Annotated in this window: 12 protein-coding genes; 6 read left to right on the top strand and 6 right to left on the bottom strand. The window is 74.8% G+C overall.

Going from position 1 to position 12,405, the window contains the following annotated elements; translation table 11 throughout:
• Positions 1-67 precede the first annotated feature (67 nt).
• Together cpt and OO52_RS52515 are read left to right on the top strand one after the other, a co-directional pair.
• Entirely contained in the window at positions 68-589 is a 522-nt protein-coding gene (cpt, locus tag OO52_RS06415; protein ID WP_030641845.1) for a chloramphenicol phosphotransferase CPT, read from the top strand.
• Positions 590-607: 18 nt separating this feature from the next.
• Positions 608-2,980, top strand: coding sequence for an AfsR/SARP family transcriptional regulator (locus OO52_RS52515; RefSeq protein ID WP_234339367.1), 2,373 nt, complete (start codon positions 608-610; stop codon positions 2,978-2,980).
• A 179-nt stretch (positions 2,981-3,159) separates the two neighbouring features.
• Here OO52_RS52515 and OO52_RS06405 read toward each other — a convergent pair whose 3' ends face one another.
• A complete protein-coding gene (locus OO52_RS06405) occupies positions 3,160-4,491 on the bottom strand; it encodes a CPBP family intramembrane glutamic endopeptidase (protein WP_030641841.1) in 1,332 nt (443 codons plus the stop codon).
• A gap of 178 nt (positions 4,492-4,669) precedes the next feature.
• Between OO52_RS06405 and OO52_RS06400 the strand changes: the two genes are divergently transcribed.
• Positions 4,670-5,419 (top strand): SDR family oxidoreductase, encoded by a 750-nt coding sequence (locus OO52_RS06400; protein ID WP_030641840.1) that lies wholly within the window; start codon positions 4,670-4,672, stop codon positions 5,417-5,419.
• Between the two features lie 22 nt (positions 5,420-5,441).
• On the opposite strand, the gene OO52_RS06395 is transcribed toward OO52_RS06400, so the two are convergent.
• The 5 genes from OO52_RS06395 to OO52_RS06375 form a co-directional block, all read right to left on the bottom strand.
• Complete coding sequence (locus OO52_RS06395) at positions 5,442-6,506, bottom strand: YihY/virulence factor BrkB family protein (RefSeq protein ID WP_030641838.1); 1,065 nt, start codon at positions 6,504-6,506, stop codon at positions 5,442-5,444.
• Between the two features lie 136 nt (positions 6,507-6,642).
• On the bottom strand, positions 6,643-7,092 hold the full coding sequence (locus tag OO52_RS06390) for a peptidoglycan-binding domain-containing protein (RefSeq protein ID WP_030641836.1): 450 nt from the start codon (positions 7,090-7,092) through the stop codon (positions 6,643-6,645).
• 173 nt (positions 7,093-7,265) lie between these two features.
• Positions 7,266-7,868, bottom strand: coding sequence for an Rv1733c family protein (locus OO52_RS06385; protein WP_030641835.1), 603 nt, complete (start codon positions 7,866-7,868; stop codon positions 7,266-7,268).
• A 362-nt stretch (positions 7,869-8,230) separates the two neighbouring features.
• A complete protein-coding gene (locus OO52_RS06380) occupies positions 8,231-8,959 on the bottom strand; it encodes a TIGR03943 family putative permease subunit (RefSeq protein WP_030641833.1) in 729 nt (242 codons plus the stop codon).
• On the bottom strand, positions 8,956-10,050 hold the full coding sequence (locus OO52_RS06375) for a permease (protein WP_234339361.1): 1,095 nt from the start codon (positions 10,048-10,050) through the stop codon (positions 8,956-8,958). The genes OO52_RS06380 and OO52_RS06375 overlap by 4 nt, the downstream gene beginning before the upstream one ends.
• Before the next feature lie 194 nt (positions 10,051-10,244).
• Here OO52_RS06375 and OO52_RS06370 point away from each other — a divergent pair, with 194 nt between their 5' ends.
• The 3 genes from OO52_RS06370 (at position 10,245) to OO52_RS54180 (ending at position 12,238) form a co-directional block, all read left to right on the top strand.
• Positions 10,245-11,039 carry a serine hydrolase gene (locus OO52_RS06370; protein ID WP_030641829.1) on the top strand — a complete coding sequence of 265 codons (795 nt, stop codon included), beginning with the start codon at positions 10,245-10,247 and terminating at the stop codon, positions 11,037-11,039.
• A gap of 92 nt (positions 11,040-11,131) precedes the next feature.
• Positions 11,132-11,545 carry an SRPBCC family protein gene (locus tag OO52_RS06365; RefSeq protein WP_030641828.1) on the top strand — a complete coding sequence of 138 codons (414 nt, stop codon included), beginning with the start codon at positions 11,132-11,134 and terminating at the stop codon, positions 11,543-11,545.
• Positions 11,546-11,710: 165 nt separating this feature from the next.
• Positions 11,711-12,238 (top strand): class I mannose-6-phosphate isomerase, encoded by a 528-nt coding sequence (locus tag OO52_RS54180; protein WP_324608271.1) that lies wholly within the window; start codon positions 11,711-11,713, stop codon positions 12,236-12,238.
• Positions 12,239-12,405 lie beyond the last annotated feature (167 nt).

The raw sequence follows: 12,405 nt of genomic DNA, 5'->3' as shown, positions 1-12,405 counted from the left end.
TCCGGGACGCCGAATACGTTGTCCGCCTGACCGGACGGCTCTTTAGGGTGGCACGGTGACGACTCAGATGATCCTTCTCAACGGTGGTTCCAGCGCGGGGAAGTCCGGGATCGCGCGCTGCCTGCAGGCCGTACTGCCCGACCCCTGGCTGGTGTTCGGCATCGACTCGCTGGTCGACGCGCTGCCCCCGAACCTCCAGGGGTCGGACGGTGGCATCGAGTTCGCCGATGACGGCGGCGTGCGGATCGGTGCGGATTTCCGGGCGTTGGAGGCGGCCTGGATGGAGGGGGTCGCGGCGACGGCCCGCGCGGGCGCCAGGATCGTCGTTGACGACGTCTTCCTCGGCGGAGCGGCCTCCCAGCAGCGGTGGCGGAAGGCCCTCGCCGGGCTGGACGTCCTGTGGGTGGGCGTGCGCTGCGACGCCGAGGTCGCGGCGGCACGGGAGATCGCCCGGGGGGACCGGACCCCCGGCATGGCGGCGGCCCAGGCCGACGTGGTGCACGACGGGGTGTCGTACGACCTGGAGGTGGACACCACCCGTACCGAGTCCCTGATGTGCGCGCGAACCATCGCGGCCCGCGTCGGCTGACCGGAGGGCAGGATCGAGGTGCCGGGGATCGAGGTGCTGCGGTTCGAGGTGCTCGGCCCGCTGCGGGTGCTGCGCGCGGAGAGCGAGCTGGACCTCGGGTACCCGCAGGCACGGGCCCTGCTCGGTGTGCTCCTGGTGCGGCCGGGCCGGCCCGTGCGGATGAGCACGATCGTCGACGTCCTCTGGCCGGGCCGGCCGCCCGCCAGCGCGCCGAACGCGGTACGCCGCCACGTCGGCGCGCTGCGCAAGCTGCTGGAACCCGGACTGCCCCCGCGCGCGCCCGGACGGCGCCTGCTGGGCCGTACCGGCGGCTACCTGCTGGAGGCGAGCGCCGACGAGGCCGACCTGCTGCGCTTCCGCGCCCTCAGCCGGCGGGGCATGCGGGCCGCCGCCACCGCGCGCTCCGAACAGGCGGTACGGCACTTCGCCGGGGCCCTGCGGCTGTGGCGCGGCCCGGTGGCGGCCGGCCTGCCGGGACCGGTGCGCGCGCATCCGCACTTCGCGGCCGTGGACCGGGAGGTCCTCCGCACGGCGCGGATGGCCGCGGACGCCGCGCTGCTGTGCGGGCGCGCGGACCAGGTGCTGCCGAGCGTGCGCCGGGCGGCCGTGCTGAACCCGTTCGACGAGCCGCTGCTGGCCCGCCTGATCCTGTCACTGGCGGCGTGCGGCCTGCAGGCGGAGGCGCTCGCCACCTACGAGGACGCACGCCGTGACCTCGCCGCACAGTCGGGGATCGCTCCCGGCGCCGAGCTGGCGGCGGCCCACGCCCGCGTTCTGCGCCAGCAGATACGCCCCGCCCGGCACCGGCTCCCGACCGGCCCACCGGACCCCGCACGCCCCTTCGTCCGCCCGGCCCAGCTCCCCCCGGACCTGGCCGTCTTCACCGGCCGTGAGCGGGAACTGGCCGCGCTGGACGCGGTGTGGGGCGGGGAACCCGTGGGGGCGGCGCCGGACACCTCGCCCTGCGGGGAGCCCCTGCGGGCTGACGGGGACGCCCTCACCGGCGGAAAACCGCTGCGGGCAGAGGGCCTCACCGGCGTGGCCCCCGAACCAACCGCGCCGAACACGTGGACCGGCGCGAAGGCGATGCGACAAGCACCGGATGCCGTCACGGGCGCGGGCACCGTGCCGACCGCGGTGGACACCTGGGCCGACGGGGAGCCGGCGCCGCTGGGGCCGGACGCCCTCGCCGGCGCGGAAACCGTGCCGACCGCAGTGGACACCTGGGCCGGAGGGGAGCCCCTGCGGGCAGACGGGAACGCCCTCACCGGCGGAGAACCGCTGCGGGCAGAGCCGGGCGCCCCCACCGGTGCGGACCCCGAACCAGCCGCGCCGAACACGTGGACCGGCGCGGAGCCGGTGCGGCTAGCGCCGGACGCCCTCGCCGGTACGGAAGCCGTACCGACCGCGCTAGACGCCGTTACCGGCGCGGAAGCCCTGCCGACCGCGCTGGACACCTGGAGCGGAGGGGAGCCCCTGCGGGCCGCGCTGACCCCCTTGGCCGGCGCCTACCCGGTGTCGGCGGTGCTGATCAGCGGGCCGGCCGGGATCGGCAAGACCGCCCTGGCGATCCACTGGGCGCACCGCATCGCCGACCGGTTTCCGGACGGCCAGCTGCACCTGGACCTGGGCGGATCGGCTCCCCACCAGGCCGCCCTGGAGCCGGCCGAGGCCCTGAGCCGGCTGCTCGCGGCCCTCGGCGTGCCCGCGCGAAGCATGCCCGTGGGTGTGGCCGCCCTCGCCGCGCAGTATCGCGATGTGCTGGCGGGACGCCGACTGCTCGTCCTGCTGGACGACGCCGCCTGCCTCGGCCGGCTCCGTCCGCTGCTGCCCCGGGTGCCGGGCTGCCTGACGCTGGTCACGGGCCGAGGCGGGTTGGTCGGACCGACCGCGGTGACCGGATCCGCCGGGGCCACCGGAAACGGCGGGCCGACCGAACCTGCCAGGGGGGCCGGGTCAGCCGCGCTTGCCGGACGCGCCACCGCGACCGGACCCCTCGGACTGACCGAATCCGCCGGGGCGACCGCTGCCACCGGACTGACGACGCCCACCGCAGCCACCCAACCCGCCAAGCTGATCAAGTCCGTTGGACGGGTCGAGACCGCCGCGCCGAGCGGTTCCCTCCGGCTGACCGAGACCCAGGCGCGGGCCGCCGCAGGCGTCCGTGTGCTGGAGTTGGATCTGCCGTCCGAGGCGGATGCCCGTGACCTGCTCGCCCGGCGGATCGGTGCCGCGCGGCCGGCCGCTGAGCCGGAGGCCGTCACGGAGATCATCCGCCGGTGCGGTCGGCTGCCCTCCGCCCTGGCCCTCGTCGCCGCACGCGCGGCGAGCCGCAGGGACTTCGCGCTGGCCGCCCTGGCCGCCGACCTCGCCGAAGACGCGGAGCCTTGAGAGCAGGGCCCGAAGACACGGTCCCGATCGCATCGCGCGCCGAAAGTCCGGAGCCGACCCCTCGCAGCACTGCTGAACGCCCTGCACGGCACCCACGCGGCAGCGGCGGCCATCGACCTGGCGGTCCGCACGCTGCACTCAGCTCTGCACACCGCCTGAGCGCCGAGGCCGGCCGCGGCCTACGGACGGTCCGTGCCGTCTTCCACGGCGCCCGGAGACGGGGGCGGAAGGGCCGTACCGGCCGTCGGTGGGCCGGCCGAGGACGGTGGGGGGACGGCCCCGTCCGATGCCGTCAGGGGAACGCCCCCACCCGGTCCGGCCTGACCGGCCCACGGCCCGACACCGGCCGCACCGGCTCCCGGCTGCCCCACCCACGGCGGAGCCCCTGCCATCCCCGGCCCCCATCCCGGCTGCCCCGCCCACGCCCCGGCGTATCCCGCGCCCGGCCCAGGCTGCCCCGCCCACACCCCGGCATATCCCGCGCCCGGCCCCGGTTGGCCCGGCCACTGCCCCGGCCACTGCTGCGGCAGCGGGACGCCGTGGCCGTACGGGTACCCCGGTACGAGAGCAGGTGGCCGCGGTGCCGGAGCCGTGCGGTCCAGTCGGCGGCGGCGCAGCCACCACGCCACGGCCGCCGTGTACAGCGCGATGCTCAGCACGTCGAACGCGACGAGCTGCCAACTCGCGTCCGCCGCCGTCTCATCGCTGGTGAGCCCGTCCACGACGGCGGCCGAGACGCCGAAGGCGAGAAGGTTGTTGACGGTGTGCAGGGCGATGGACGCCTCCAGTCCGCCGGTGCGCCAGGTCAGCCAGCCCGCGGCCACGCCGAACACGACCAGGTCGGCGAAGCCCCAGGGCGTGCCCCAGCCGTGGGCGGCGGCGAACAGCACCGCCTGCGGCAGGAACGCGGCCCACGGCGAGCGCAGGAACGCCCCGGCGGTCTGCGTCAGCCAGCCGCGGAACACGTACTCCTCCGCGGCCGCCTGCACCGGCACCAGCACCACCAGCATGGCGACGGCCCGTCCGAAGGCCGGCCACCCCACCCACTGGCTCTCCGGCTCGCCGTCCGCGGGGAGCAGGAACATGCAGCCCATCGCGAGGCCCAGGATCGGCACGGCGGTCAGCACGCACAGCAGCATCCAGCGCCATCTCAGCCGGCCGGTCACGGAGGACACCGTGCCGGCCGGGCGGCGTCCGATCCAGCGCACGATCAGCAGCACGACGGGTATGCCGGCCGCGATGGTGAGCAGGTCCACGGCGGTGCCGGAGACGGGGCCGAACTCAGGCCACCCGTCGTCGTCCTGGGGGTAGCCCATGCCCGAGCCCAGGGCCTCGACGACGAGCATCAGGAGGACCACGGTGGTCACGTACGCCACGGCCACGACCAGGGTCCCGAGCAGGGGGCGCCACCACCGGTAGCGCGGTGAGAGGCGGGCCAGACGGTGGTACGGGAGCGGCTCGGTGAGCTGTGCCTGCGGATGCGGCAGCAGCAGTGGCTGTGGTCGTGTCATGCCGTCAGCCTGCCCAAAGACACCCGGGCGCGCCATCGGCCTGCGGGAGGACCGGGATCGGCGTGGGAGACGTGCCTCCGGCCGAACTTTCCCGGCAGGGCTGGGCGCACGCCGCCGCGTCGAGGTCGATGTCCGTTCGCCGCCGGTGTCTGCCCTGGCCGTCGGCTGGGATGGACACATGACTTCGGAATCGAATCTGCGGGGCAGGACGGCACTGGTCACCGGCGGCAGCCGGGGCATCGGCGCGGCGACGGCACGGCGACTGGCGCGGGAGGGCGCGGACGTGGCCGTGACCTATGTGCGGGGCAAGGACGCGGCCGAGGAGGTCGTGCGGGACATCGAGGCGCTGGGGCGGCGGGCGGTGGCGCTGCGCGCGGACGCGGCGGACGCGGCGGAGGCGGCGGACGCGGTGCGGCGCGCGGCGGAGGAACTGGGCGGGCTGGACGTGCTGGTGGGCAACGCGGCCGTCGGGATGATGGGGCCGCTGGAGAGCCTGTCCCTCGCCGACGTCGACCGGCTCCTCGCGGTGAACGTGCGCGGGGTCTTCCTGGCCGCCCGGTCCGCCGCCGCGGTCATGGGTCACGGCGGGCGGATCATCACGGTGGGCAGTTGTGTCACGGCGCGGGTCTCGGGGCCGGGAGCCACGCTGTACGCGATGAGCAAGTCGGCCGTGGTGGGGCTGACGAAGGCTCTGGCGCGGGAGCTGGCCGAGCGCGGCATCACGGCGAACGTCGTGCATCCGGGGCCGACGGACACGGACATGAACCCCGCGGACGGCCCGTACGCGTCCGGTCAGGCGGCCATGACCGCCCTGGGCCGGTTCGGTACGGCGGCGGAGGTGGCGTCCGTGGTGGCGTTCCTGGCGGGGCCGGAGGCGGCGTACGTGACGGGCGCGGAGTTCTCGGTGGACGGCGGCTACGCCGCGTGACCGAGCGGGGAGGGCGGGCGCGTCAGGTCTCGTCCAGGCGGCGTACGTCCTCCTCGTTCCACTTCCTGGTGTCGCGGGGCTGGGTGTAAGGCTCGGCCCGGGGTGGATGGCCGCCCGCGATGGCCCGCTGCCGTACGGTCTCCGCGTCGAACTCCAGCCCCAGCAGGATGGCCAGGTTGGTGATCCACAGCCAGACCAGGAAGACGATGACGCCGGCCATGGTGCCGTAGGTCTTGTTGTAGGAGGCGAAGTTGGCGACGTAGAACGCGAAGCCGGCGGAGGCGGCCATCCAGATCAGCAGGGCGAGGACGCTGCCGGGGGTGATCCACCGGAATCCCTTGACCTTGGCGTTCGGGGTCGCCCAGTACAGGATGGCGATCATCACGGTGACGAGCAGGACCAGCACGGGCCATTTGGCGATGGCCCACACGGTCAGCGCCGTGTCGCCGAGCCCGAGCGCGTCCCCGGCGCGGCGGGCCAGGCCGCCGGTGAAGACCACGATGAGCGCGCTGGCCACGGCGAGGACCATGAGGACGACGGTGACGCCGACGCGCACCGGGAGGAGTTTCCAGACCGGGCGGCCCTCGGGCATGTCGTAGACGGCGTTGGCGGCGCGGATGAACGCGGCCACGTAGCCGGACGCCGACCACACGGCCAGCACGAGGCCGAGGACGGCGACGAGGGAGCCGGTTCCGGCGCTGTTCTGGAGCTGTTCGACCGCCCGGGTGATGATGTCGCGGGCGGGTCCCGGGGCGAGGTTCCGCAGGTTGGCCAGGACCTTGTCCGTGACCGAGCGGCCGGCGACGGCCAGCAGGGAGACCAGCACCAGCAGGGCCGGGAACAGGGACAGGACGGTGTAGTAGGTGAGCGCCGCGGCGCGGTCGGTCAGCTCGTCGTCGCGGAACTCGCGCAGTGAGCCCTTGAACACCGCCGGCCAGGCGCGCCGGGGCAGCTTCACGGGGCTGTCGGGCGCCCGTCGCTCGACGTCCTGGGCGGGTCCGGCCTCGTCCGGCGCGGGGATCCGCGGCTCGGGGGTCTCGTCTGCGGCCTGCCGGTGGTGCCGCCGTGGTACGTGCAGCTTCGCCATACCGGCCGGGTAACCCCGCAGGGCGTGATCACGCCCTCGTTCGCTCGTAGGGCTCGTCCTCCCCGACGCCCTCGCCCGGTGCCCTCCGTCCGGCAGCGGGACGGAGGGCGGTGCGCTCAGGCCGCCGTGCGGGGGCTCAGTGCGCGTCGGCGAACCGCTTGAACGCGGCCTTGGTACCGGAGCCCGCGATGCCGTCGATGGGGCCGCGGTAGCCGTAGCTGTCCTTCAGGAGCCGCTGGAGTGCCTTGATCGTGCCCTTGCCGACGATGCCGTCGATCGGGCCGGTGTAGCCCCAGTACTTCTTCAGGCAGCGCTGGAAGGCCTTCCAGCTGTTGGTGCCGAGCTTGCCGTCAATGGAGTTCCGGTAGTTCCAGTACGTCTTCAGCCAGCGCTGGACCTTCTTCGCCTGGGCGGAGGTCAGGCCGAGGTTGTTCACCGCCTGCGGGGTGACGGCCTCGGTGGCCGCCGCCGGGTGGGCCGTCGCGGACGCCGCGAAGCTGGTGCCCGCGGCGGCGAGGCTGCCCGCGGCCAGCGCCACCGTGGTCGCGGTGGCGATGAGGGTCCTGGTGAAGATGTTCGTCCGCATGTGTTTCCCCCTGGTTGACGAGTGCCTCTCGGCACGGCACACAAGCTACGTGCCGGGGGTCCGCACGTCGCCAACCCGGGAGTTGACGCCCGGCTCCACCGGCCGCGGTAGGGCCGGGCCGGTGTACAACCTCCGTGGTAGGTGCAGGGGGCGCGTGCCGGTCGCGGCCCTGGTCAGCCCCGCCCTCCGCTGAGGTTTCCCCACCGGGGTCCGATCTGCCGCCACTCCTCGTCCCACTCGGCCAGGCGCCGCCGGATGAGCCGGCCGCGGACCAGCCATCCCGCGCCCCAGACCAGCGCGCCGACCGCCGGGGCCACGAGGACGCCGGTGAGCGCCGACTGCAGGTCGGCAGCCGCCCCGGTGACGGGGGCCGACACGACGCGGTCCGCCTGGTTCGTCCACACCTCCACCCGGGTTCCGGCGGGGGCGCCCGGCAGGACCTTCGCCCGGTCGGTGTGCGCCGAACCGTCCGGGCCCGTCCAGCGCACGGGGGCCCAGACCCGCCCGTCGTCGTAACCGCTGCCCGCGGCGGGGGTCCGCGCCGCGTCGTCGGTGAGGACGGCGGACACGGGGTGCAGGTGGGCCAGCCGTGCCGCGAACGCCGTGTCGGAGGCGTGGGCCGCCCACAGGCCCGCGAAGACCCCGACGACCAGGGCCAGCACCCAGCCGGCCAGGACGATCCAGGCCTCGACGACATCGCTGTGCCGCCGCAGCGGGTTGCGCCGCCACCGCCACAGCCGCACCCGGGTGACCGTCGTGGGAGGTGTCCGTGTCATCGTCACCGCCTCCTCTCGCCCAGCGGCGACCGGAACCCGCAGTGGCCCCCGCGGTCTCCCGGACCCGGTCGCCCGAGCGAGGGTCATGACACCATCCTGCACCTGTCCCGGCCGGTCGTCCGCTACGGGCCGGGCCTCTCTTCGGCATCGGGCGCCTTCCGGCCGACCGCGCCTCCCGACCGGCCGGAAGCGGCCTCGGGAGCCGGTCCCGCGGGGCCCTGGGAGCCTGCGACGAGCCACCCCGGGAACCCGTCCTGACGGCCTTGGGAACCGGCCCGGGCAGCCGTGCGAACCGGCCATGAGCGGGCCCGGGGAGCGACGGCCCCGAGCGCTTCCCGGGGAGCGGCCAGGTCGTCGCGTCCCTAGGAAGGCGTGAGCGGCAGGTCGTCGGTGTAGGCGTTCACCGGCTGGGCGACGGGTCGGACGTCCCTGACGTCGAGTGCCGCCTCCGCGGTCCTGGTGCCCAGCGTGCCGCGCGGGTGCCAGGTGCCGGTCACCTCCAGCCAGGTGTCGGCGGGCGGTGCCTCACCGCCGTACACGCGCACCTTGACCGTCTGGGAGTCCGCCGCGCAGCAGGAGAAGATGATGCGGGTCAGGTACCAGCCGTCGCCCTCGCCGGCCGGGGTGACGAAGCCGGTCAGCCGGACGGTGCGGTGCTCGATGGCCCGGCCGCGGTCCTGCTGGACCCGTTTGGTGAAGTCGGTGAGGGTCAGCGGCAGCGGCGAGGTCGCGGGCAGCGGCGCGAACCCCTTCTGCACGGCGACGGGCTTGGTGTCGGCGCGGGCCGCGGTGTACGCGCCGAGCGCGGGCGGGGGGTGGACGAGCAGGCTGAGCGCGGGGAGGAACAGCAGCCAGGCGACGCGCGGGATGCCGGTGTGGTCGTGGCCGTGCCCGGTGTCGCCGGCCGTGGGCCGCCGGTCCCGGGTGACCGCGCCCGCCAGGCCGAGCAGCAGCAGGACCACGCCGGACACGATCAGCGCGGGGCGCAGTCCGGCCTTGACGTAGCGCAGGTAGGTGTCGGTGAGGAGGGCGGTGTGCAGCAGGCCGGTGCCGGTCAGCACCAGGAGCAGGACCTGGAGAGGGCGTTTCACAGCAGCGCGCCTCCGATCAGGACGCTCGCGGTGACGGCCACGACGGTGGTCGCCGTGGAGAACCGCCAGGCGAAGGCACGGCCGAAGGTGCCCGCCTGAAGCGCGATCAACTTCAGGTCGACCATCGGCCCGACGACCAGGAACGCGAGCCGGGCGGTCGGCGAGAAACCGGTGAGCGAGGCCGCGACGAACGCGTCGGCCTCCGAGCAGACGGCCAGCAGTACGGCGAGGAGGGCCAGGAAGAGCACCGAGAGCCAGGGTGAGCCGGAGAAGGCGTCGAGGACGGAGCCCGGCACGGTGACGTTGAAGGTGGCGGCGGCCATGGCGCCGAGCACGAGGAAGCCGCCGGCGTGCAGGAAGTCGTGCTGGAAACCGAGCCGGAACTCGGTCCACCGGCTGTGCCCGTGCTGGTGGCCGGCGTGCCGGTGGCGCAGGAGCGGGCGCAGCCACTTCTCCTTGCCGAGCCAGAGCCACAGCCAGCCCATGACGGCCGCCGTGGCGAGGGAGGCGAGCAGCCGCGCGGCGACCATCGCGGGGTCGCCCGGGAAGGCGACGGCGGTGGCCGTGAGGACGACGGGGTTGATCGCGGGCGCGGAGAGCAGGAAGGCGAAGGCGGCGGCCGGTGTCACGCCCCGGCGGATCAGGCTGCTCGCGACGGGCACGGAGGCGCACTCGCAGCCCGGCAGGATCGCGCCGGCGGCACCGGCGACCGGGACGGCGAGAGCCGGCCGCTTGGGCAGCACCCGGGTGAACAGGTCGGCCGGCACGAAGGCGTTGATGGCGCCGGACAGGGCGGTGCCGAGGAGCAGGAAGGGGAGCGCCTGAACGGTGATGGCCAGGCAGACGGTGCGCCAGGCCTGGACGGCCGGATGGTTCAGCCACGGCGTGCCGGCCAGGAGCAGCGCGGCCAGGGCGCCGGTGGTGACCGCCAGGGCGGCACCCAGGGGCCACGCCCGGGGCGCGGCGCCCGTCGGCCAGGGCCTCGGGCCGGCGCCCGGTGGCCACGGCCGGACGCGGCGCGCGGGCGGCTCGGGGTGGGGTACGGCCGCCACACCCTCCGTCACACCAACCAGTTCATCCGCTTTGTCCATTTTCACTCCGGATGTCGGTGTCTGGCCGACGATAAGCGAGGAGCACCGCCCGGCCGCGCGTACACGCCGCCGCCCCAGCGACCCGGCGGAACAATGCGCCCCATCGGTGGCTCTTCTCACAATCGGGGCCGAACGGGGCCCAAGGTGACGGGCGCCACGTCGCCGGGCGCCGCCGTTGTCTACGTTCGTGACCCATGTCGTCCCGCCTCTCCCGCACCGCACGCGCCAAGGCCTGCGCCCTCGTGGCCTCGGCGACCGCCCTCCTCGCCACCGGGCTGCTGCACGCCACCCCGGCCGCTGCCGCGTCGGCGCAGGCCACGGCCGCCGTGCTCGACCTGGACGGCACCGACCGCGCGCCCGTGGTCCACGGCGAGGACAGGGCGTACGACACCGCCAGCATCGTCAAGGTCGACATCCTGGCGGCGCTGCTGCTCCAGGCGCAGGACGCGGGACGGCAGCTCACCGCACCGGAACGGGAGCGCGCCGAGCCGATGATCCGGCGCAGCGACAACGCGGCGGCCAACGCCCTGTGGCGGCAGATCGGCCGGGCCCCCGGGCTGGCGGCGGCCAACAAGCGCCTGGGCCTGACCTCGACGAAGGGCGGCCCCGGCGCCAAGTGGGGCCTGACCCGGACGACCGCACGTGACCAGATACGCCTGCTGCGGGCCGTGTTCGACACCGGCGGAACGGTCCACACGGGCTCGGGTGGACTCGACGCGGACTCCCGCGCCTACATCCGCACCCTGATGAGCCAGGTCGTGCCCGAGCAGACCTGGGGCGTCCCGGCGGCCGGCGCCGAGGGCTCCCGCAAGACCCTGAAGAACGGCTGGCTGCAGCGCGCCACCACGGGCCTGTGGGACGTCAACAGCGTCGGCCAGGTCACCGTCAAGGGTCACCGGTATCTCGTCGCGGTGCTGTCGGACGGCAGCACGTCCATGAGCGACGGCGTGTCCCTAGTGGAACGGACGGCGCGCGCGGCCATGGCATGAGCGGTTGAGCGAGGTGCCACCGGGGCTTTTCGGTCGCCGTGGAAGGGGCACGCGGTCGGGGTACGACTTCCGACCGGAGGGGCGAGACCACGATGGCCGAGTACGAACGTTCCCGCACGATGCCCGCACAGCCCGAGCAGGTCTTCGACCAGGCGGCCAACACCGCCCAGCTCGACGCCTGGCTCCCCGGTGAGCTGCACGTAGACGTCCAGGACCCGCCCGCCGTGACCGTCCACGAGGACCGCTCCGGCGAGGACACGCCGGCCGTGCTGCGGTCCGAGCCGGACCAGATGCGCCTGGAGTGGGGCACCCGCGAGCAGGGCGGCTACGCCGGCTGGCTCCAGGTGGCCGGCATCGGCAGCGGAGCCAGCGAGGTGACCGTGCACCTGTCCTTCTTCGACGAGGGCCACGACCCGGGTGAGCGGGCGGTGTGCGACGCCCTGGACGGCAGCCTGCGCCGGCTGGAGGAACAGGTGCGGATGCGGGTCGACAACGCGGCCGGCTGACATGGCGGGCCCGGTGAGCTGGTCCCCGCTGCGCCTGAGCACGCCCGTCAGACAGCATGTGTTCGGCGGCGGGCCCTGCCCGACCGGCTGGGCCGGACGGGGCCGCCGTACGGCCCCGTCGCCGAGACCTGGGAGGTCAGCGACGTCGACGGGGAGCGTGCCACGGTGCCCGAGGGTCCGCCGGCGGGGCGGTCGCTGCGGGAGCTGAGGGCGGAGGATCCCGGCGGCCTGCTGGGCGAGCGCCCCCACGAACCGCGCTTCCCCCTGCTCACCAAGTACATCGACCCCACGCGCGCGCTGCCCGTGCATCTGCACGCCGACGACGCCACCGCCCGCCGTCTGGAGGGCGAGCCGAACGGCAAGACCGAGGCGTGGCACGTGCTGGACGCCGTAACCGGCGCGACCGCCCTGGTCGGGGTGCGGCCCGGGGCCGACCGGGAGCGGCTGCGCCGGGCGCTGCTCGCGCAGGACTTCGACACGGTGATGCGCCGCCTGCCGGTGCGCGCCGGGCAGACCGTCTACGTACCTGGCGGCACCCTGCACAGTTTCGGGCCGGGCACCCTGGTCCACGAGACATGCCCTGGCGGATGGAGGACGGCGCACCGCTGGCCGAGCGGGAGCGGGAGGAGAACATCGAGCGGCTGCTGGACGAGTGGCGACCGGAGCCCCGGCCGGAGTTCCATCCCGGTCTGAGCGTGCGGGTCGACGACTCGGTGGCGCGCACGGTGCTGTGCGCGGGGCCCCGCTTCGCCCTGGAACGCTGGACGGCCGGCGGCAACGGCCCCCTCACCCGGACGTTCGCGACGGCGCGGATCCTCAGCAACGCCGGCGCCCCGGTGACCGTCACCTGCGGCGGCTGG

It is taken from the genome of Streptomyces flaveolus, assembly GCF_000716535.1.
In the GTDB taxonomy this organism is placed as follows: Bacteria; Actinomycetota; Actinomycetes; order Streptomycetales; family Streptomycetaceae; genus Streptomyces; species Streptomyces flaveolus_A.
Note: the sequence above shows the minus strand (reverse complement) of the source record. Positions and strands in the feature narration are given on the sequence as shown.